This is a genomic window from Janibacter sp. Soil728 (assembly GCF_001428305.1).
In the GTDB taxonomy this organism is placed as follows: Bacteria; Actinomycetota; Actinomycetes; order Actinomycetales; family Dermatophilaceae; genus Janibacter.
This window is the reverse complement of record NZ_LMRZ01000003.1, coordinates 521,580-541,720: the sequence shown is the minus strand read 5'-3', so window position 1 is coordinate 541,720 and position 20,141 is coordinate 521,580. Positions and strand designations below refer to the sequence as shown.

The window sequence follows — 20,141 nt, the reverse complement described above, 5'->3', positions numbered from 1 at the left end:
CCCCCGCTGAGCGACTCCCCCTTCGCCCACTCACCTCCCATCGCCCGATTGGAGGTAAACGCGCCGACGATTCACCGGTGTCCTGTGAAGGGACATGTCGGACAGTCGTGAAGGGACATGTCGGACAGTCAGGGGTGTGTGTCTATTCGGACATGGTCGCGTTGTCCGGCTGGTTTGTCGATCCATTCCTGGGTCAGTTGGACGTGGCCTAGGACGCGGTCTTCGTGGAAGAGCACGGCGTGGTCTCGGTCGATGAGGTACTGCAGCTTGACGCCGCTCCATGCTCGGCCGAAGTTCACGCGCATACCGGGCAGGTTGAAGAATCCAGCGGAGCTGAGGGTGACCTCGTTGAGGAACTGTCTGGGTTTGAGCGCGGTGGGGTCTGGCAATGCCTTCTCGGACGCGCTGTAGCGCGTCGCGGGGGTCACTCCGCCGATGCCTTGGTGGGGCCTTTGCGTGTTGAAGATCAGGTCGTAGGCATCCACTAGGCGTTGCAGTGACGGCAAGTCGGTGGGCGCCTCTCGTGCTTTCAGCCATTGTTCCAAGGTGCGCCATTCGCGTTCCTTCTTGCCGTTGGTCTGCGGGTGGCCCGGGCTGGAGTTGATCATTCCGACCCCGATGCGGTGCAGCTGCGCCTCGAAGGTGCTGTAGCCCCCACCTTTGGCCAGGCGAGCCGTGAACGCCGAGCCGTTGTCACACTGGATGATCGCGGGTTTACCGTGCCGGTTAATCGCCTCTGTCAAGCATTTCCACGTGTCCAGACCGTTTTCAGAGGACGCCGCACGTGAGGCCATCAGCATCCGGGAGTGGTCATCCTGGAAACGTAGGACGACCACGTGTCCATCGTTGAGCTTGACCCGGTGGCCATCCAGCTGCCACACCCCGTTGGCCTTCATCGCCTCGAACCGCCGGTAACTCGATTTGGGTCGCTTGGCCGGCGTGGGCACGGTGCGGCCATGAGCAGCGAGGATCTTGTGGCAGGTGCGCGCCGAGGGCACCTTCACGCCCTCGAGGGTGAGCCAGTCGTGCACCGACGTGGCGCCACCGTCCCACCCCTGGGAGATCAGTTCGTCGTGCTTGGCGACGACGACATCGACCACCTCCGCAGGTGTGGCCATCGGAGAATGTAACGGCTTCCTCGAGCGCGGTATCAGTCCCTCGATGCCCTCCGTGAGCATCTGTCGTCGATAGCGGTAATAGGTATCACGCGAGATCTCGTACTTGCGACAGACCTCAGTGACCGACGTGCCAGACACCTCCTCCAGCACCGCATGTGCACCGATCGCCAACCGAACTTCCACAGGAACCGCCCGCGTGCTCATGCAGCCATCATCTGGCCACTACCGGAGCCCCGGACTGTCAGCGGTGTCCCTTCACATACCTGTCAGACATGTCCCTTCAAATCACACCGANCGTGCTCATGCAGCCATCATCTGGCCACTACCGGAGCCCCGGACTGTCAGCGGTGTCCCTTCACATACCTGTCAGACATGTCCCTTCAAATCACACCGAGGATTCGTCCGCGCGTTTACCTCCACCCGGGTCTGGGGGACTGGTGGGGGAGCGGGTGTGGCGGTATTCACCGCGGATGGGTCTGTGGCACGAGCCCACGCGCGGGTACCTTGCCATCATGGCCGACAGCACTGATGCCCCCACCCCTGCAGCCGAGGCTGCGCGCCCCGAGCGTGACCGCCCCTGGGTGATGCGCACCTACGCCGGGCACTCCAGTGCCGCGGCGTCCAACGAGCTCTACCGTCGCAACCTGGCCAAGGGGCAGACCGGTCTGTCCGTGGCCTTCGACCTGCCGACGCAGACCGGCTACGACCCCGACCACGTCCTCAGCCGCGGTGAGGTGGGCAAGGTCGGCGTGCCGATCAGCCACATCGGCGACATGCGCCGACTCTTCGACCAGATCCCGCTGGACGAGATGAACACCTCGATGACGATCAACGCGGTGGCGATGTACATGCTCGCCATGTACCAGGTCGCCGCCGAGGAGCAGGCCGAGGCTGCTGGTCAGGACCCGGCCGAGGTGCGGGCCCGGCTGGCCGGCACGACGCAGAACGACATCATCAAGGAGTACCTGAGCCGCGGGACCTATGTCTTCCCGCCGGCTCCCTCCATGCGGCTGATCACCGACATGGTCACCTACACGGTGAACGAGATCCCCAAGTGGAACCCGATCAACATCTGCAGCTACCACCTGCAGGAGGCCGGGGCGACCCCCGTCCAGGAGATCGCCTACTCCATGTCGACCGCGCTCGCGGTCCTCGACGCCGTCCGCGACTCCGGCCGGGTGCCGGAGGAGGACTTCGGCAAGGTCGTCGCCCGCATCTCCTTCTTCGTCAACGCCGGCGTGCGTTTCGTGGAGGAGATGTGCAAGATGCGCGCCTTCGTCGAGCTGTGGGACGAGATCTGCCGTGAGCGCTACGGCGTCACCGACGCCAAGCAGCGCCGCTTCCGCTACGGCGTCCAGGTCAACAGCCTGGGCCTGACCGAGGCGCAGCCGGAGAACAATGTCCAGCGCATCGTGCTCGAGATGCTGGCTGTCACGCTCAGCAAGGACGCCCGCGCTCGCGCCGTGCAGCTGCCGGCGTGGAACGAAGCGCTCGGCCTGCCGCGGCCGTGGGACCAGCAGTGGGCGCTGCGCCTGCAGCAGGTCCTCGCCTTCGAGTCCGACCTGCTCGAGTACGACGACCTCTTCGCCGGCTCGCCCGTCGTGGAGAAGAAGGTCGCCGAGCTCGTCGAGGGTGCCAAGGCCGAGATCGAGCGCATCCAGGACATGGGTGGCGCAGTCCCGGCCGTCGAGTCCGGGTACATGAAGAATGCTCTCGTCGCGAGCCACTCCCTGCGTCGACAGCGCATCGAGGCCGGCCAGGACATCGTCGTCGGCGTCAACAAGTTCGAGACCACGGAGCCCAACCCGCTCACGGCCGACCTCGACACGGCGATCCAGACGGTCGACGCCGACGTGGAGGCCAAGGCGATCGAGGCCGTGCGCGCTTGGCGCACCCAGCGCGACGCCGACCCGGCCGACGCCAAGGCGGCGGCGGACTCGCTGGAGCGGCTGAAGGAGATCGCGGACACCGCGGACAACCTCTTCGAGGCATCCATGGTCTGCGCCCGCGCCGGCGTCACCGTCGGTGAGTGGGCGGGAGCCCTGCGCGAGGTCTTCGGCGAGTTCCGCGCACCGACCGGTGTCTCCGGCTCGGTGGGTGTCGCCTCCGGTGGGTCCGCCGACCTCGCCGCGGTGCGCGACCGGGTCCGGGCCACGAGCGAAGAGCTCGGCGGCAGCCTGCGCGTGCTCGTCGGCAAGCCCGGCCTGGACGGTCACTCCAACGGCGCCGAGCAGATCGCTGTGCGGGCGCGCGATGCCGGCTTCGAGGTCATCTACCAGGGCATCCGCCTGACCCCCGACCAGATCGTCTCCGCCGCAGTCGCCGAGGACGTCGACCTCGTCGGGGTCTCGATCCTCTCCGGCTCGCACATGGAGCTCGTGCCCGACGTGCTCGAGGGCCTGAAGGCCCAGGGTGCCGGTGACATCCCCGTCATCGTCGGCGGGATCATCCCGGAGTCCGACGCGGCCAAGCTGCGCGCGATGGGCGTGGCGGCCGTCTTCACCCCCAAGGACTTCGGCCTCAACGAGATCATGGGTCGCTTCCTCGACATCATCCGCGACAACCGGGGACTGCCCGCGCTCGAGACCACGGACGCGTGAGCGACCGGGCTGGTCACCAGCCCGGTCTGGGATCGACGGGTCTAGTCTCGAGACATGGGCCTGCACTGCCCGGCGATCCTGCTGGTCGCCGCCTCACCCCGGGATCCGAAGGGGGCCGACGCGCTCGTCGCGGCCCTCGCCGGTGAGCGAGTGCTGTCGGTCGTCCGGGCTCCCGGGGACGAGGCCGGTGGTCGGCTGGCGCAGACGCTCGACGTGCCGCTGGAGGACGAGCCCGGCCTGACGCAGGCGCCGCCGCCTCGAGCCGTGCTGGGGGAGATCGCCGACCTGCACCGTGGCGAGACGGTGCTCGTCCTGACCTCCGAGCGGGCGGGGGATACCCCCTTCGCCCGCATGGAGCTGGACTGACCTCGCTAGAAGAGGCGGTGCATGCTCGTGTCGATGCCCTTGAGCTCGTCGTAGTCGAGGGTCACGCAGCGGATGCCGCGGTCCTCGGCGAGAGTGCGCGCCTGCGGCTTGATGACCTGGGCCGCGAAGACGCCGCTCACCGGCCGCAGCGCGGGGTCGCGGTTCATCAGCTCGAGGTAGCGGGTGAGCTGCTCGACGCCGTCGATCTCGCCGCGACGCTTGATCTCGATGGCGACGGAGACCCCCTTCGCGTCCCTGGCGAGGATGTCGACCGGACCGATGGCGGTCATGTACTCGCGGCGCACGAGTGTGTAGCCCTCTCCGAGGGTCTCGATGTGCTCGGCGAGCAGCTTCTGCAGGTGGGCCTCGACGCCGTCCTTGACCAGGCCGGGGTCGACGCCCAGCTCGTGGGCCGAGTCGTGGTGGATCACGTGCAGCTTCACCCGCAGGCGGTCCTCGTTCTTGGCGTGCTGGACATTCCACACCGCGGTCACCCCCTCGGTGACCTCCGTCTCGTCCGGCTCGATCTCGGCCATCGAGCACGGGGGCGCCATCCAGTTCAGCGGCTTGTAGGAGCCGCCGTCACTGTGGATCAGCACCGATCCGTCTGCCTTGACGATGAGCAGACGGGTCGCCAAGGGCAGGTGGGCGTTCAGTCGCCCCTCGTAATCGACGCTGCAGGTCGCAATCACCACTCGCACCTCGCAGACCCTACGCGCACAACGGAATTGTGTCGTGATCGTCCTGTGCGGACCGTCACGCCGCCAACCCCTACCGACGGGTCACCCCGCCTGCGATGCTGCCTGTCATGTCTGACTCCCGCGCCCTCGCCGACGCCCTCGTCTTCCCCTACCTGAACCACGCCGCCTCGATGTTCGAGGAGAAGTACGCGTCCCGTGAGGACGTCGACAACGGCATGCGGTTCGGCTGCGGTCTGCCGAAGGGTCCGCTCACCGTCCTCGACGAGCTCGGTCTCGAGACCGTCCGTGACGCCCTGGCGGCTCGCTTCGCCGAGACCGGCGACCCGCGCCACCAGCCCAACCCCGCCATCGAGCGGCTCATCTCCGAGGGTCGCACCGGCAAGGCCGCCGGCAAGGGCTTCTACACCTACGAGGGCGACGAGGTCGTCGCGGACGACCTGACCCCCGCCAGCACCGGTCAGGGCGCCGCGCGCCCGATCAAGACCGTCGGTGTCGTCGGTTCCGGCACGATGGCGACCGGCATGGTCGAGGTCTTCGCCGCCAACGGGTTCCCCGTCACCTACATCGCGCGCAGCCAGGACAAGATCGACGCCGTCGCGGCCAAGATCGCGAAGAACCTCGGCCGTCAGGTCACCAAGGGCCGGCTCGAGCAGGGCGACGCCGACGCGATCCTCGGACGGCTCACCGGATCCACCGAGCGCGAGGCGCTCGGCGACGTCGACATCGTCGTCGAGGCGATCGCCGAGGAGATGAGCATCAAGAACCAGCTCTTCGCCGACCTGGACCGCATCTGCAAGCCCGGCGCCGTGCTCGCCACGACCACCTCGTCGCTGTCCATCTCCGACCTCGCCGCGCAGACCAAGCGCCCGCAGGACGTCGTGGGCATGCACTTCTTCAACCCCGCCACGCTCATGAAGCTCGTCGAGGTCATCGATCACCCGAGCACCGGCCAGGACGTCCTCGACACCGTCCAGGACCTGTGCCGCAGCACCCGCAAGGTCGCCGTCAGCTGCGCCGACCGCTCCGGCTTCATCGTCAACGCGTTGCTCTTCCCGTACCTCAACGACGCCATCAAGGCGCACGAGGAGGGCGCCGAGCTCGACGTCGTCGACGGGGCCATCACCGAGCACTACGGCTACCCGATGGGTCCCTTCGCCCTGCTCGACGTCGTCGGCAACGACGTGGCCCTGGCCATCGAGGAGGAGCTGCTCGCGGAGTTCGAGCACGAGTCCCTGACCCCCGCGCCGCTGCTGCGCGAGGTCGTCGCGGCCGGCAAGCTCGGCCGCAAGACCGGTGAGGGCTTCCGCACCTACTGATCGAACCCGTTCGCTCATCCGAGCCTGAGCCCCGGACCTCCTGGCCCGGGGCTCAGTGCGTCCTTGGGTGCGGAAGGGAGGTGGGCCGACGCTGGGCCGAAGTCCTTCGTCCTCGTGTGGTCACCCGCGTCGTTCTCGACTTCGGCTTGATTCGCGTCGACCCACCTCCCTTCCTTCCCCGTGCGCTGAGTTTGGGACACTGCAGCCATGGGTCGATCCAACCGCCGCCGACGTGACGAGCACCGTCCGCTCGCACTGGGTCGGGCACCCCAGACGCGGATGACCTGGATGGGCCGGGCCTGGATCGTGCGACAGCTGACCGGCCACACGTCGACCCGCAGCTACACCTGCCCGGGGTGCACCCATCAGATCGCGCCGGGGAACGCGCACGTCGTCGTCTGGCCCGACGACGGACTCGGGGGAGTGGACGACCGCCGGCACTGGCACCACGCCTGCTGGAAGGCCCGTGACCAGGGGCGCTACGGGCGCTGAGGTCCCTCCCTTCGAGACGGCCGCGGGCGGCCTCCTCAGGGATCGGTAGGCGAGGCCGCCGCCGGCCTCCTCAGGGATCGGTGGGCGAGGCCGCCGCCGGCCTCCTCAGGGATCGGAGGGCAATGCAGTTGGGCAACTGCCTGCACGGTGCAACAATCATCCGGTGCTCCTACGCCTCGTCCGTCGCCACCTGAGTGGCGCCGGCGGCCGGGTCGCGGTCCTGCTCGTCCTCCAGCTGGCCGCCACCCTCGCCTCCCTCTACCTGCCGAGCCTCAACGGCGAGATCATCGACAACGGTGTGGCGACCGGTGACACCAGTTACATCGTGCGTCACGGCGGGCTGATGCTCGCGGTCTCCGTCGTGCAGATCATCACCACCATCGCCGCGACCTGGATCGGCGCCGGCCTGTCCGCCACCATGGCCGCCCGGCTGCGCGCCGCCGTCTTCTCCCGGGTGGGCAGCTTCAGCGCCCAGGAGGTCGCCCGCTTCGGTGCGCCGACGCTCATCTCGCGCACGACCAATGACGTCACCCAGGTGCAGCTGGTCACCAACATGGCGCTGACGATGATGGTCACCGCGCCGATGATGATGATCGGTGGCGTCATCATGGCGCTGCGTGAGGACCTCGGGCTGAGCTGGCTCGTGGCCGTCGCCGTGCCGCTGCTCGCGGTCTCGGTCGGACTGGTCATCCGCGCGATGGTCCCGAACTTCCGGCGCATGCAGACCAGCGTCGACACGGTCAACCGGATCCTGCGTGAGCAGATCACCGGAGTGCGCGTGGTGCGGGCCTTCGTGCGCGAAGGGAGCGAGCGCGAGCGCTTCGAGGTGGCCAACACCGAGTACACGGGGTCGGCCATCGCGGTCGGCCGCCTGATGTCGCTCGCCTTCCCGATCGTCATGGTCATCCTCAACCTCTCGACGGTGGCCGTCCTGTGGTTCGGTGCCCAGCGCGTCGACAGCGGACAGATGCAGATCGGGGCCATGACCGCCTTCATGACCTATCTCATGCAGATCCTCATGTCGGTGATGATGGCGACCTTCATGTCGATGATGATCCCGCGTGCCGCTGTCTCGGCCGGACGCATCGACGAGGTGCTGTCGACGCAGTCCAGCGTCGTGCCGCCGACGGACCCGCGGCCGATGGCGCAGTCCCGTCCCGACGTCGTGCTCGAGGACGTCGAGTTCTCCTACCCGGGCGCCGACGCGCCGGTGCTGTGCGACGTGAGCCTGCGGGCGTTGCCGGGGCGCACCACGGCGATCATCGGCTCGACGGGCGCGGGCAAGAGCACCCTGCTCGACCTCGTGCCCCGGTTGCACGACGCGACCGGCGGGCGGGTCCTCGTCGGAGGGGTCGACGTGCGTGAGCTCGACCCCGACGCGCTGTGGCGCAGCATCGCGGTCGTGCCGCAGAAGCCCTTCCTCTTCACCGGCACCATCGCGACCAACCTGCGTCAAGGGCGCCCGGAGGCAAGCGACGAGGAGCTCTGGGAGGCCTTGCGGATCGCGCAGGCACAGGACTTCGTGCGGGACCTCGAGCTGGGCCTCGAGTCGCCCATCGCCCAGGGCGGTACCAACCTGTCGGGCGGTCAGCGACAGCGGTTGTCGATCGCCCGGGCTCTCGTGCGTCGCCCGGCGATCTACCTGCTCGACGACGCCTTCTCCGCGCTCGACCTGACCACCGATGCCAGGCTGCGCGCCGCCCTTCGTCCCGTGGTCGCCGACAGCGTGGTCCTCGTCGTCGCCCAACGGGTCTCCTCCATCATCGACGCCGACCACATCGTCGTCCTCGACGACGGGAGAGTGGTCGGCGACGGCACCCACGAGGAGCTGCTCGCGAGCTGCCCGACCTATGTCGAGATCGTCGAGAGCCAGGCAGCACGGGAGGAGGCGGCGTGAGCGAGGTCCCCACCGCCGAGGAGAAGGCGGCCCAGGCACGGAGGGGGCCCCCGCGGCGTGGCCCCATGTCCGCCGGGACGCCGGGGGAGAGGTCGAAGAACTTCCTGCCCTCGGCCAAGCGCCTCGTCGCTCGGCTGCGACCCGAGCGCACCCGGGTGCTCACCGCCATCGTCCTGACCGTCGTCTCCGTCGCGATGAGTGCGGTCGGGCCGCTCATCCTCGCCCGGGCCACCGACCACATCTTCGCCGGTTACATCGGCTCCATGCTGCCCGCCGACGTCCCGCTGGACACCGTCGTCGATCAGCTGCGCGCGACGGGGGAGGGCCAGCAGGCCGACATGATCGCCTCGATGCCCTACCTCGTGCCCGGGCAGGGCATGGATTTCGGTGCGATCGGCCGGATCTTGCTGCTGGCCCTCGGTCTCTACGTCGTCGCCGCGGTCCTGTCCTGGGTCCAGGGGCGCGTCATCGTGGGCGCGGTCAACCAGGTCGTCTTCGACCTGCGTGCCCAGGTCGAGGCGAAGCTGCACCGGCTGCCGCTGCCCTACTTCGACCAGCAGCCGCGCGGTGAGCTGCTCAGTCGGGTCACCAACGACATCGACAATGTCGCGCAGTCCTTGCAGCAGACGCTCAGCCAGCTGCTCACGAGCCTCATCACGGTCGTGGCAATGGTCTCGATGATGATCTGGATCTCGCCGCTGCTCGCGGTCATCGCCCTCGTGAGCATCCCGATCTCGATCGTGCTCACCGCGGCGATCGGCAAGCGCAGCCAGCGCCACTTCGTCCAGCAGTGGAAGTCCACCGGCGAGCTCAGCTCGGTCATCGAGGAGACCTACACGGGCCACTCGCTGGTCAAGGTCTTCGGTCGTCAGGCCGAGGTCGACGCGGCCTTCGCCGAGCGCAACGAGGAGCTGCGCGCGGCGGGCTTCGGCGCCCAGTTCGTCAGCGGCATCATCATGCCCGCGATGATGTTCGTGGGGAACCTCAACTACGTGATCATCGCCGTCATCGGTGGTCTGCGCGTGGCGTCGGGCACGATGACGCTCGGCAACGTCCAGGCCTTCATCCAGTACTCGCGCCAGTTCACCCAGCCGCTCACCCAGGTCGCCTCGATGGCCAACCTCATGCAGTCGGGTGTGGCGTCCGCAGAGCGGGTCTTCGAGGTGCTCGACGCCCCGGAGCAGGTCGCGGACCCGAGTGCTCCGGCGGGCATCGGCGAGGGCCACGGTCGGGTCGCCTTCGAGAACGTCTCCTTCCGCTACGACCCTGCCCGTCCGCTCATCGAGGGGCTGAACCTCGTGGTCGAGCCGGGCCAGATGGTCGCCATCGTCGGTCCGACCGGCGCTGGCAAGACGACCCTGGTCAACCTGATCATGCGCTTCTACGAGCTGGACTCCGGCCGCATCACCATCGACGGCGTCGACATCACGCAGATGTCCCGGGCGGACCTGCGCTCGCGCACCGGCATGGTCCTGCAGGACACCTGGCTCTTCGCGGGGACCATCGGCGACAACATCGCCTACGGTCGTCCCGGTGCCACCTCGGATCAGGTGCGCGCGGCGGCGGAGGCGACCTATGTCGACCGCTTCGTCCACTCGCTCCCGCAGGGGTACGACACCCACCTCGACGACGAAGGGGGCAACATCTCCAGCGGCGAGAAGCAGCTGGTGACCATCGCCCGCGCCTTCCTCGCCGACCCGAGCCTGCTCATCCTCGACGAGGCGACGAGCTCGGTGGACACGCGCACCGAGCGCCTCGTGCAGCAGGCCATGGCGGCGCTGCGCGGTGACCGGACGAGCTTCGTCATCGCCCACCGACTCTCGACGATCCGCGACGCGGACCTGATCGTGGTCATGGAGGACGGGCACATCGCCGAGCAGGGCACGCACGAGGGCCTGCTCGCCGCCGACGGTGCGTACGCGCGCCTGTACAGCAGCCAGTTCACGGCCGCGGTCAACGAGCTGGACACCTCGGTCAGCCTGGGCTGACCCCTTCGCCCCGTGGCGACGAAGGGCGAAGGGGGATGGCTGCGCACATCAAGCCGAAGTCGGGAACGACAACGGGAGCGACCAGCGAACGAAGGACTTCGGCGGGCGCAACCACCCCCCCTCGACCGGAGGTGACATGACGAAGGCGGCATGCCGAAGGGGGCCCCACCGGCTCGAGCCGGCGGGACCCCCTTCGTCGGGTCAGGCGTTGATCAGTTGTCGCGGAAGCGGTTGATCTGCTTCTCGAACTTCGCGCGCTTCTCCGGGTTGGTGACACCCAGGCCTGCCTCGGGGGCGAGGGTGAGCACGCCGACCTTGCCCTGGTGCTTGTTGTGGTGCACGTCGAGCGTGGCCTGGCCGACCTCCTCGAGCTTGTAGGTGCGGCTCAGGGTCGGGTGGACGAGGCCGCGGTTGATCAGCTCGTTGGCCTCCCACGACTCGCGGTAGTTGGCGAAGTGGCTGGAGATGATCCGCTTGAGGTTCATCCACAGGTAGCGGTTGTCGTACTCGTGCATGTAGCCCGAGGTCGACGCGCAGGTGACGATCTTGCCGCCCTTGCGGGTGACGTAGACCGACGCGCCGAAGGTCTCGCGGCCCGGGTGCTCGAAGACCATGTCGACGTCGTGGCCGCCGGTGAGCTCGCGGATCTTCTTGCCCAGGCGCTTCCACTCCTTGGGGTCCTGCTCGGTGTCGTCGTCGTTCCAGAACTTGTAGCCCTCGGCCTTGCGGTCGATGATCAGCTCCGCGCCCATGGCGCGGCAGATCTCGGCCTTCTCGGGGGAGGAGACGACGCAGACCGGGGTGGCGCCGGCCGCGAGGGCCATCTGGACGGCGTAGGAACCCAGACCGCCGGAGGCGCCCCAGATCAGGACGCGGTCGCCGAGCTTGAGGGCGCCCCCGTTCTTGGAGATCAGCTGGCGGTAGGCGGTCGAGTTGACCAGCCCGGGGGAGGCGGACTCCTCCCAGGTGAGGTGGTCGGGCTTCGGCATGAGCTGGTTGGCCTTGACGATGGCCAGCTCGGCGAGGCCGCCGAAGTTGGTCTCGAAGCCCCAGATGCGCTGCTGCGGGTCCATCATCGTGTCGTCGTGACCGTCGGCGTCCTCGAGCTCGACGGACAGGCAGTGGGCGACGACCTCGGTGCCGGGCTTCCACTTGGACACGTGCTCGCCGGTGCGCAGGACCACGCCGGAGAGGTCGGAACCGACGATGTGGTACGGCAGGTCATGACGCTTGGAGTACTTGTTGAGCTTGCCGTAGCGCTCGAGGAAGCCGAAGGTGGAGACGGGCTCGAAGATCGAGGTCCACACGGTGTTGAAGTTGATCGCGCTGGCCATGACGGCGACGAGGGCCTCGTCGGGAGCGAGCTCCGGGATCGGCACGTCGTCCAGGTGCAGGGACTTGCGCGGGTCCTTGTCGCGGCTCGCCAGACCCTTGAACATCTCGACCTCGTCCTTGTGGACAGTGGTCGCGCGGTAGGTGTCCGGCAGGGGGATGTTGGCGTAGGTCTCTTCGCTGCGGTCTCCGGAGAGGATCGCGTCGCGGATCTGGTCGATTGCCATGTGAAGGGGGCTCCTCGGCCTCGTGGGGTTGGGTCGGGTGGTGCGTCAGCGTGAAACCTAGGTCGTCATGACGCCGTGCGGGACGGAGCCATGACTGAGTTCACACGCGGGATTGTGGTGCCCGCCCACACCTGCAGGACGGGCGAAGAGGGTCAGTGCGCGCTGTCCGCAGCGGGCTCGACGAGCTCCACGAGGATGCCGCGGGCGTCCTTGGGGTGGATGAAGTTGACCCGGGAGTTGCTCGTGCCCCGCTTGGGGGTGTCGTAGAGCAGGCGCAGGCCGCGCTCGCGCAGGGTGGCGCAGACAGCGTCAATGTCCTCGACCCGGTAGGCGAGCTGCTGCATGCCCTGCCCGCTGCGGTCGAGGAACTTGGCGATCGTCGACTCCGGGGAGAGGGGAGCGAGCAGCTGGATGCAGGAGCCGGAGTCGCCGACGCGCATCATCGCCTCGCGCACGCCCTGCTCCTCGTTGGTCTCCTCGTGGGCGAGCTCCATGCCGTAGGAGTCGCGGTAGAAGGCGATGGCCTCGTCAAGGTCGGGCACGGCGACACCGACGTGGTCGATGGCAGTGAAGAGATCAGTCATGACTGCAGCGTAAGGACGACGGTGCGTGAGGGGGAGTGGCTCCGCCTGTGAGGCCGGACACCGAGGTGAGCCGTTGTGGCGTCCACCACGAAGGGAGGCACTGCCCTCCCTTCGTCGTCGTCGCTAGGGTGAGTGGCAAGAGACGCGACGTCCCACCGGGCGCGCGCACCCCACGAATGTTGGAGGAATCCACATGTCTGACCGTCCCGTGTCCGTCATCGTCGCCGGGGCCCGCACCCCGATGGGTCGCATGAGTGGCTCCCTCAAGGGTTTTTCCGGGTCTGACCTCGGCGGTTTCGCCATCAAGGGCGCCCTGGAGAAGGCAGGCGTCAAGGGCGAGGACGTCGACTACGTGATCATGGGTCAGGTCCTCACCGCGGGCGAGGGGCAGATCCCCGCGCGTCAGGCCGCGATCAAGGGCGGCATCCCCAAGAACGTCCCCGCGCTGACCGTCAACAAGGTCTGCCTCTCGGGCATCGACGCGATCGCCCTGGCCGACCAGCTGATCCGCGCCGGTGAGTTCGACGTCATCGTCGCCGGTGGCCAGGAGTCGATGACCAACGCTCCCCACCTGCTCCCCAAGAGCCGCGAGGGCATCAAGTACGGCGACACCAAGCTCAAGGACTCGATGGCCCACGACGGCCTGTACGACATCATCACCGACCAGGCGATGGGCTCGTTGACCGAGGCCAAGAACTCCGAGAACTCCGAGTTCACCCGCGAGGAGCAGGACGCCTTCGCCGCCGCCAGCCACCAGAAGGCCGCCAAGGCCTGGGCCGCCGGCACCTTCGCCGACGAGGTCGTCCCGGTCGAGATCCCGCAGCGCAAGGGCGACCCGGTCGTCTTCGACACCGACGAGGGCGTGCGTGGCGACACCACCGTCGAGTCCCTCGGCAAGCTGCGTCCGGCCTTCGCCAAGGACGGCACCATCACCGCCGGCTCCGCCTCGCAGATCTCCGACGGTGCAGCCGCGGTCGTCGTCATGAGCAAGGCCAAGGCGGAGGAGCTCGGTCTGACCTGGCTCGCCGAGATCGGCGCCCACGGCGTCGTCGCCGGCCCGGACTCCACCCTGCAGGCCCAGCCCGCCAACGCCATCGAGGTTGCCGTCAAGAAGGAGGGCATCTCGGTGTCCGACCTCGACGTCGTCGAGATCAACGAGGCATTCGCTGCAGTCGGCCTGGCCTCGGCCAAGCAGCTCGGCATCTCCGACGACAAGGTCAACCCCAACGGTGGCGCGATCGCGATGGGCCACCCGCTCGGTATGTCGGGCGCCCGCATCACCCTCGCGCTCGCGCACGAGCTCAAGCGTCGCGGTGGCGGTGTCGGTGCGGCCGCCCTGTGCGGTGGTGGCGGTCAGGGTGATGCCCTGATCGTCCGCGTGCCGAGCGCCTGAGCTTGATCCGCAGCGTCGACGTCCCCGTCCTGGTCCATGAGGCCAGGGCGGGGACGTCCCGCGCCGTGGGGCGGCTCATCTCGCTCGTCGACGACCAGCACCCGGCGCTGCCTGAGCTGATGGCCGCGCTCGCTCCGCACACCGGTGGCGCGCACGTCATCGGCATCACCGGGGCGCCCGGGGTCGGCAAGTCGACGACGACCAATGCCCTCGTGCGCGCACTGCGCGAGCAGGGCCAACGGGTTGCCGTCCTTGCGGTCGACCCGTCGTCGCCCTTCTCGGGTGGTGCCCTCCTCGGGGACCGCATCCGGATGAACGAGTCCGCGAGCGACCCCGGTGTCTACATCCGCTCGCTCGCCAGCCGCGGGCATCTCGGTGGGCTGTCGGTGGCGACACCGCAGGCGATCCGGGTGCTCGATGCGGCCGGCTTCGACACGATCCTCGTCGAGACCGTCGGCGTCGGGCAGTCCGAGGTCGAGATCGCGGGGGCAGCCGACACGACGCTCGTGCTGCTCGCGCCGGGGATGGGTGACGGCATCCAGGCGGCCAAGGCGGGGATCCTCGAGATCGGGGACGTCTTCGTCGTCAACAAGGCCGACCGCGACGGGGCGGACTCGACCGTCCGCGACCTGCGGCACATGATCCAGCTCGGTGAGGGACTGACGCCGGGTGGTTGGCGCCGCACCGTCGTCAAGGCCGCGGCCCTCGACGGCACCGGCGTCGACGAGATCGCCGCGGCCATCGCTCGGCATCTGGACTGGCTCGCAGCGAGCGGCACTCTGCGGCAACGCCGCACGACTCGAGCGCGCGACGAGATCACTGCACTGGTCATCGCTCGGTTGCGTGCTCGCATGGGCGACCTCGGCTCGGGTGGGACCCTCGAGACGCTCGCGTCACGGGTCGTCGACGGGACGAGCGACCCCTATGCCGCCGCGGAGGAGCTGCTCACCACGCTCGTCGTTCGGCGTGAGGTCAGTAGCCCTCGGCGACGCGGATCTCGTCGGCATCCGAGACGTCGGAGAACGCTCCGATGCAGGAGGGCGAGTAGTCCGTCGCCCCCGCATCGAGGACGGTGGTCGTGCACGTGACGTCGTCGATGACGTTGCCGTCCTTCATGAAGTAGAAGGTGAGGTGGAAGAAGTCGCTCGAGGACTTGTCGTTGCGCACCGTCAGACCGGTGATGTCGCCGTCGAACTCGCTCCAGCCGGACTGGATCGAGGCGCTGTCGACGACGACAGAGCCGCCCTCGCTGACGACGAGCGCGTTGGCAGCGTCGGCGCTGTCAGAGGCGTTGGCCGAGGAGCTGAAGTCGGTGTACTGGTCATTCGCCTCGTTGGCGATGAAGACGAAGAAGCCGGCGATGCCGCAGCAGCAGAGCAGGACGACGCCACCGATGATGCCGAGGATCCACCACAGGGTGTTGTCCTTCTTGGGTGGCGTGCCCATCGGCCCACCTGAGCCGTAGGGAGCCCCCTGGTACGGGTTGGGGCTGCCGGCACCGCCGGGTGGCGGCGGAGCTGAATACGACATGGTGGTCCCCCTGCAGGATGTGTCGACTGGAGCGGGCGAGCGCCCGCGTAGTGGAGTCTACGTGCCGCTCATCGGGGGAGCATCTACGCTGGCTGAGACATGACTGACGACACGACGCCCGGGCTGATCGGCGACCGCTACGAGACCGTGCGGCCGATCGGGCGTGGAGGCATGGGCATCGTCTGGCTCGCCCGCGACACCGTCCTGGGTCGTCAGGTCGCCGTCAAGCAGATCGGCGACTTCCCCGGGGAGAGCGAAGGGGAGACCCGCCGCGCGATGCGTGAGGCACGGGCCGCAGCCGCACTGAACCACCCCAATGTCGTCGCCGTCTACGACGTGACCGAGCACGAGGGCACCCCGTGGCTCGTCATGGAGTACGTGGCCGGCCCCACCCTCGCCTCCGCGATCCGGGAGCGCGGACCGATGACGCCGAGGGGGGCCGCTGACCTCGGCGCGCAGCTGGCCGGGGCCCTCGCGGCCGCGCACCGGGCCGGGATCGTGCACCGCGACGTCAAGCCCGCCAATGTCCTCATCGGAGGCGGCCGGCCCAAGCTGGGTGACTTCGGCATCGCGCGGTCCGGGCCGGATGACCAGCTGACCCAGACCGGCCTCGTCACCGGCACCCCGAGCTACATGGCGCCGGAGGTCGCTGTCGGGGACGACCACGGCGAGGCCGCCGACGTGTGGGCACTCGGAGCGACGATCTATTTCGCGGTCGAGGGCAAGGACGCCTACCCGAGCCAGGGCAATGCTCTGGCGACACTGCGCACCATCGCGGCAGACCCGCCACGTCGACCGGAGCGCGCCGGCCAGCTCGAGCCCGTGCTGGCGGACATGCTCTCGCGCGATGCGTCCCGTCGCGGCTCGATGACCCAGGCGCTGCGGCGGTTGGAGAGCATCGCGGCCGGAGGGTCCGGTGGTGCTCCTGCGAGCGCCACCCACAGGATGCCGGCCGCGTCCGCGCCGGCTCCCGCCCAGCATCACCCGCGCCAGCACCCGCAAGGGTCTCCTCGACGAGGACGTGGGTGGTTGTGGGCGATCCTCGTCGCCGGACTGGTCGCGCTCCTCGTGGCGGGAATCGCCTTCGCCATGTCCGGGGGGCCCGGGTCGGATGGCTCCTCCGGTGGTGCCACCAGCGACCGGACCAGTGCCAGCCGGACCAGTGCCGACGGGACCAGTGCCAACCGGACCACGACGACCAGTCCCACGTCGAGTGCGAGCTCCACGGCCGCGAGCTCGACGTCCGACGGTTTGATCACCGAGGCCGAGGGGCGCACCTTCATCGAGGACTACTTCTCGACCGTCACGTCCGACCGCGACGCTGCGTGGGAGATGCTCGCCCCTGAGCGTCAGACCAACCGGTCGGGCTACGACAGGTTCTGGAGCGGGATCGACTCGGTCACGACGAGCGATCTCAGCGTCGACGAGGCGTCCGGCGAGGTTGCCGTGACTCTCACCTATCAGCCCGAGGGCCGAGGCGAGAGCGTCGAGGACCACACCTACAAGCTGACGCGTATCGACGGCCAGATCCGCATGACCAAGTGACCCGGGAGGTCCCTGTGCTCCTCGCTTTTTCCATCGCCCCGTCCTCGCCGGATGCCGAAGGGTCCTATGCCGAGGCGGTTGCTGCGGCGCTGCGCGTGGTCCGCGACAGCGGCCTACCCCACGACCTCGGATCGATGTTCACGACCATCGAGGGGGAGTGGGACGAGGTCATGGCCGTGGTCAAGGGATGCGTCGACGCGATGGAGCCCTACGGTGACCGCGTCGGTCTGGTGATGAAGGCCGACATCCGGGCCGGTCGCACCGGCCAGATGGCGGCCAAGATCGAGCGCGTGCAGGGGCTCCTCTCGCAGGAGTGAGCACGTCACTTCCGTGACCGATTTGTGACATTCGGGCAACCTTTGTCATGGTTGGTTGTCCGCCGCAGTCGGCGGGCACCTCCTGATCTCTTACGGAAAGCACTGATGTGAGCATGCTCATCCAGCGCGTGGCCGGCGTGGCTCTTGCCCTCGTCGGTCTCGTCGCCGCGATCGTCGGCGGTTGGTTCCTCGCCAACCTCGGCACGTCCGGTACAGCAACCTTCACCGCCGACCCGGGCCAGCGCGTCGTGGTTCTCGGACCTGATGTCCTCAACCGGGTCGATCACCCCGTCACGGTGACCGCGACCGGCAAGGGCGAGATGTGGGCCGGCACGTCGCGCCCCTCCGACGTCGAGGCGCTCCTCGGCGATGGTGCGCGCGTGCAGGTCACCGGCGTCGAGGTCGGCGACTGGGCCCTGACCACCACCGCGGTGGGCAAGGGCGATGCCGTCTCTCCCCGTGGGCTCGACATCTGGCAGGAGGCGGCCAACGGCTCGGGCGAGATCAAGCGCACCGTCGACCAGGCCGACGCCCCGCAGTCGCTCGTCGTCGCGGCGCCCGCCGGCGCCGAGGTCGACCGCGTGACCATGACCGTCGAGGACGGCAGCTGGGGGACCAAGGCCCTGACGACCCTCGTCGTCGGTGTCGTGCTCGTCATCGCGGGTCTGGCTCTGCTCGTCCGCAGCGGGACGCTGGCCGCCATCCGCGCGCGCTCTGCCCGCACCACTCGTGAGGAGGGCTCCTCATGAGCCGCACCAACACCCCCTTCGTCGCGACCGTGATCGCGCTGCCCGTCCTCCTGGGCGGTTGCGGTGTCGGCACCTCGCTGGCCGGTATCCACGACGCGCCCGCGGAGAAGTCCGGTGGGGCGTCGATCTCCTCCGACAGCGCGAGCACGGTGAGCAAGCGGGTCATCGCCGACGCGGTCTCGGTCTCGCGCCAGAGTGGCAAGGCCCATGACACGGCGCGCGACAAGGCCCTGTCGGGACTCGCCCTGCGGGAGGTCGATGCCGCGGTCACGAGCAAGGACCGTCAGAGCCGCGCGAGCAAGGAGGTCAAGGGCCTGAAGGTGCTCGCCGTCAGCCGCGGCAAGGACTGGCCCCGGGCCGTGCTCGCCACCTCGCAGACCAAGGACGTGCAGTACCTCCACGTGCTCGTGTCGCAGGCCGCCGACCAGCCGTACACGCTCTTCGCGGACGTCCCGATGGCCGCCGGGGCGAGTGTTCCGGCGCTGGCCCCCCTCGAGGAGGGGGCACCGGCCAAGCTGACCAAGGCTCCGTCGCAGGACGTCACCGCAGCAGCCGACTCCTGGGCGAAGGGAGTGGCCTTCCCCGCGGCCAAGAAGGCACCCAAGGACGTCTCCGTCAGTGACGGCTTCTCCGCGGCGCTGAAGAAGAACGCGAAGAAGACCAGCCGTGAGCTCGGGAAGCTGGCTGAGTACCGCCAGAGCCAGGCCCTCGCCAAGGGCGAGAGCGTCCAGTTCGAGCTCGACGGAGGGGGGTCGCTCACCTTCGTGCCGATGACGCGGACGGACACGGTCACGGCGACCAAGAAGCTCAAGGAGCTGAAGATCCAGCAGCCCGCGCTCAAGCACGTGCTCGACGCGTCCACGGTCAAGAAGTCACTGACGGTCAAGCACGTGGAGACCATCGCCTTCGTCACGCCGGCGGAGGGCAAGTCCCGGGTCGTCGCGGCCAGCGATGTGCTGCACTCGGCCAAGGGCCGCTGAGTCGCGGCTTCGGCGGTGGGGGACAATGTGGTCATGAGTGATCCGAGCCGAGCCCTGCGCGGTGCCGTCGATCTGTCCGGTCTCGGCGGCCCCGCCCGCCCCGCACCAGCCTCCGCTCCCGCTGGTGGCCCCGCCGATGGTGGTGGCGCGCCCGTGAGCACGCCACCCACTGACGGTGGCGCGATCGACGGGCTGGTCGTCGAGGCGACCGACGAGAACTTCAACCAGATCGTCGGTCGTACGAGCATCGTCCCCGCGGTGGCCGTCGTCTGGTCCTCGCAGCAGCCCCAGAGCCGTGCCCTGCTCGAGGTCGCGGTCGAGATCGCCACCGCGCTCGAGGGCCGGGTGCAGGTCGTCGGGATCGACGTGGCCACCAACCCCGCGATCATGCAAGCCGTCCAGCCTCCCGAGGTCCCGCTCGCGCTGGGTCTCGTCAGCGGCCAGCCGGTGCCGCTCTTCAACGGGATGGTCGACAAGGAGCAGTTCCGCGCGGTCATCGACCAGCTCCTCCAGGTCGCTGTCCAGCACGGCGTCACGGGACGGGTCAGCGCGAGCGAGACGCCGGCCGAGTCGCAGGACGAGCTCCCGCCGCTGCACCAGGAGGCCTACGACGCCATCGAGCGTGACGACCTCGATGCCGCGACGGCGGCCTACGAGCGGGCCATCGCCGCAGACCCCAAGGACACCGACGCCCAGCTGGGTCTGGCGCAGGTGGCTCTGATGAAGCGCACCCGTGGCGTCGACCTGCAGGCTGCGCGCGAGGCCGCCGCCGGCGATCCGTCGGACGTGGACGCGGCGCTCGTCGTCGCCGACATGGACGTCCTGGGCGGGCACGTCGAGGACGCCTTCGTGCGACTCATCGACCTCGTGCGGGTCACTGCTGATGACGAGCGTGAGCGCATCAAGGCGCGCCTGCTCGACCTCTTCGCCGTCGTGGGCAACCACGACGAGCGCGTGCGCAAGGGCCGCACGAGCCTGATGAGCGCGCTCTTCTGAGCCCTCCGAC

The 20,141-nt window shown here is 68.7% G+C and carries 18 protein-coding genes; 13 read left to right on the top strand and 5 right to left on the bottom strand.

The genetic code is table 11. The features are described from left to right. Positions 1-128: 128 nt before the first annotated feature. Positions 129-1,322 (bottom strand): DDE-type integrase/transposase/recombinase, encoded by a 1,194-nt coding sequence (locus ASG73_RS06720; RefSeq protein WP_055992667.1) that lies wholly within the window; start codon positions 1,320-1,322, stop codon positions 129-131. Between the two features lie 380 nt (positions 1,323-1,702). On the opposite strand from ASG73_RS06720, the gene ASG73_RS06715 reads away from it, so the two are divergent. Next, positions 1,703-3,718, top strand: a complete 2,016-nt coding sequence (locus ASG73_RS06715; protein WP_055992834.1) for a protein meaA — start codon at positions 1,703-1,705, stop codon at positions 3,716-3,718. Between the two features lie 54 nt (positions 3,719-3,772). After that, the gene (locus tag ASG73_RS06710; RefSeq protein ID WP_055992664.1) at positions 3,773-4,084 is read left to right on the top strand and encodes a hypothetical protein; all 312 of its coding nucleotides are present in this window, start codon (positions 3,773-3,775) and stop codon (positions 4,082-4,084) included. A 5-nt stretch (positions 4,085-4,089) separates the two neighbouring features. Here the strand turns inward: ASG73_RS06710 and nucS are convergent, their stop codons facing one another. Continuing rightward, positions 4,090-4,785, bottom strand: coding sequence for an endonuclease NucS (gene nucS / locus ASG73_RS06705; RefSeq protein ID WP_055992661.1), 696 nt, complete (start codon positions 4,783-4,785; stop codon positions 4,090-4,092). A 107-nt stretch (positions 4,786-4,892) separates the two neighbouring features. On the opposite strand from nucS, the gene ASG73_RS06700 reads away from it, so the two are divergent. The 4 genes from ASG73_RS06700 (at position 4,893) to ASG73_RS06685 (ending at position 10,478) form a co-directional block, all read left to right on the top strand. Continuing rightward, positions 4,893-6,101, top strand: a complete 1,209-nt coding sequence (locus ASG73_RS06700) for a 3-hydroxyacyl-CoA dehydrogenase NAD-binding domain-containing protein (RefSeq protein ID WP_055992831.1) — start codon at positions 4,893-4,895, stop codon at positions 6,099-6,101. Positions 6,102-6,308: 207 nt separating this feature from the next. Then, positions 6,309-6,593 carry a hypothetical protein gene (locus tag ASG73_RS06695; RefSeq protein ID WP_055992658.1) on the top strand — a complete coding sequence of 95 codons (285 nt, stop codon included), beginning with the start codon at positions 6,309-6,311 and terminating at the stop codon, positions 6,591-6,593. 163 nt (positions 6,594-6,756) lie between these two features. Continuing rightward, positions 6,757-8,490 carry an ABC transporter ATP-binding protein gene (locus ASG73_RS06690; RefSeq protein ID WP_055992655.1) on the top strand — a complete coding sequence of 578 codons (1,734 nt, stop codon included), beginning with the start codon at positions 6,757-6,759 and terminating at the stop codon, positions 8,488-8,490. A 65-nt stretch (positions 8,491-8,555) separates the two neighbouring features. Continuing rightward, positions 8,556-10,478 (top strand): ABC transporter ATP-binding protein, encoded by a 1,923-nt coding sequence (locus ASG73_RS06685; protein WP_082567065.1) that lies wholly within the window; start codon positions 8,556-8,558, stop codon positions 10,476-10,478. Between the two features lie 212 nt (positions 10,479-10,690). On the opposite strand, the gene ccrA is transcribed toward ASG73_RS06685, so the two are convergent. After that, positions 10,691-12,031, bottom strand: a complete 1,341-nt coding sequence (gene ccrA / locus ASG73_RS06680) for a crotonyl-CoA carboxylase/reductase (protein WP_200946718.1) — start codon at positions 12,029-12,031, stop codon at positions 10,691-10,693. Between the two features lie 158 nt (positions 12,032-12,189). Further along, positions 12,190-12,621, bottom strand: a complete 432-nt coding sequence (gene mce, locus ASG73_RS06675) for a methylmalonyl-CoA epimerase (RefSeq protein ID WP_055992646.1) — start codon at positions 12,619-12,621, stop codon at positions 12,190-12,192. Positions 12,622-12,814: 193 nt separating this feature from the next. Here mce and ASG73_RS06670 point away from each other — a divergent pair, with 193 nt between their 5' ends. Both ASG73_RS06670 and meaB read left to right on the top strand, forming a co-directional pair. After that, positions 12,815-14,014 carry an acetyl-CoA C-acetyltransferase gene (locus ASG73_RS06670; RefSeq protein WP_055992644.1) on the top strand — a complete coding sequence of 400 codons (1,200 nt, stop codon included), beginning with the start codon at positions 12,815-12,817 and terminating at the stop codon, positions 14,012-14,014. A 2-nt stretch (positions 14,015-14,016) separates the two neighbouring features. Beyond that, a complete protein-coding gene (gene meaB / locus ASG73_RS06665; RefSeq protein WP_082567049.1) occupies positions 14,017-15,102 on the top strand; it encodes a methylmalonyl Co-A mutase-associated GTPase MeaB in 1,086 nt (361 codons plus the stop codon). On the opposite strand, the gene ASG73_RS17850 is transcribed toward meaB, so the two are convergent. After that, complete coding sequence (locus ASG73_RS17850) at positions 14,987-15,460, bottom strand: hypothetical protein (protein ID WP_055992641.1); 474 nt, start codon at positions 15,458-15,460, stop codon at positions 14,987-14,989. The genes meaB and ASG73_RS17850 overlap by 116 nt on opposite strands. Before the next feature lie 183 nt (positions 15,461-15,643). Between ASG73_RS17850 and ASG73_RS06655 the strand changes: the two genes are divergently transcribed. The 5 genes from ASG73_RS06655 (at position 15,644) to ASG73_RS06635 (ending at position 20,131) form a co-directional block, all read left to right on the top strand. Then, positions 15,644-17,089 (top strand): serine/threonine-protein kinase, encoded by a 1,446-nt coding sequence (locus tag ASG73_RS06655; protein WP_055992638.1) that lies wholly within the window; start codon positions 15,644-15,646, stop codon positions 17,087-17,089. 14 nt (positions 17,090-17,103) lie between these two features. Then, positions 17,104-17,406: a thiamine-binding protein gene (locus tag ASG73_RS06650; protein WP_055992826.1), complete on the top strand. Its 303-nt coding sequence runs from the start codon at positions 17,104-17,106 to the stop codon at positions 17,404-17,406. A gap of 107 nt (positions 17,407-17,513) precedes the next feature. After that, positions 17,514-18,155, top strand: coding sequence for a hypothetical protein (locus tag ASG73_RS06645; protein ID WP_156466174.1), 642 nt, complete (start codon positions 17,514-17,516; stop codon positions 18,153-18,155). Further along, entirely contained in the window at positions 18,152-19,135 is a 984-nt protein-coding gene (locus ASG73_RS06640) for a hypothetical protein (RefSeq protein ID WP_055992632.1), read from the top strand. Before ASG73_RS06645 ends, ASG73_RS06640 begins: the two co-directional genes overlap by 4 nt. Before the next feature lie 33 nt (positions 19,136-19,168). Then, positions 19,169-20,131, top strand: a complete 963-nt coding sequence (locus tag ASG73_RS06635) for a tetratricopeptide repeat protein (protein ID WP_055992629.1) — start codon at positions 19,169-19,171, stop codon at positions 20,129-20,131. The last annotated feature ends 10 nt before the right edge of the window (positions 20,132-20,141 follow it).

What these genes read in the sequence shown, in the direction of transcription:
- ASG73_RS06720 (WP_055992667.1), bottom strand. Translation starts at nt 1,322, where the DNA reads ATGAGCACGCGGGCGGTTCCTGTGGAAGTTCGGTTGGCGATCGGTGCA.
- ASG73_RS06715 (WP_055992834.1), top strand. Translation starts at nt 1,703, where the DNA reads ATGCGCACCTACGCCGGGCACTCCAGTGCCGCGGCGTCCAACGAGCTC.
- ASG73_RS06710 (WP_055992664.1), top strand. Translation starts at nt 3,773, where the DNA reads ATGGGCCTGCACTGCCCGGCGATCCTGCTGGTCGCCGCCTCACCCCGG.
- ASG73_RS06700 (WP_055992831.1), top strand. Translation starts at nt 4,893, where the DNA reads ATGTCTGACTCCCGCGCCCTCGCCGACGCCCTCGTCTTCCCCTACCTG.
- ASG73_RS06695 (WP_055992658.1), top strand. Translation starts at nt 6,309, where the DNA reads ATGGGTCGATCCAACCGCCGCCGACGTGACGAGCACCGTCCGCTCGCA.
- ASG73_RS06685 (WP_082567065.1), top strand. Translation starts at nt 8,556, where the DNA reads ATGTCCGCCGGGACGCCGGGGGAGAGGTCGAAGAACTTCCTGCCCTCG.
- mce (WP_055992646.1), bottom strand. Translation starts at nt 12,621, where the DNA reads ATGACTGATCTCTTCACTGCCATCGACCACGTCGGTGTCGCCGTGCCC.
- ASG73_RS06670 (WP_055992644.1), top strand. Translation starts at nt 12,815, where the DNA reads ATGTCTGACCGTCCCGTGTCCGTCATCGTCGCCGGGGCCCGCACCCCG.
- ASG73_RS17850 (WP_055992641.1), bottom strand. Translation starts at nt 15,460, where the DNA reads ATGGGCACGCCACCCAAGAAGGACAACACCCTGTGGTGGATCCTCGGC.
- ASG73_RS06655 (WP_055992638.1), top strand. Translation starts at nt 15,644, where the DNA reads ATGACTGACGACACGACGCCCGGGCTGATCGGCGACCGCTACGAGACC.
- ASG73_RS06640 (WP_055992632.1), top strand. Translation starts at nt 18,152, where the DNA reads ATGAGCCGCACCAACACCCCCTTCGTCGCGACCGTGATCGCGCTGCCC.
- ASG73_RS06635 (WP_055992629.1), top strand. Translation starts at nt 19,169, where the DNA reads ATGAGTGATCCGAGCCGAGCCCTGCGCGGTGCCGTCGATCTGTCCGGT.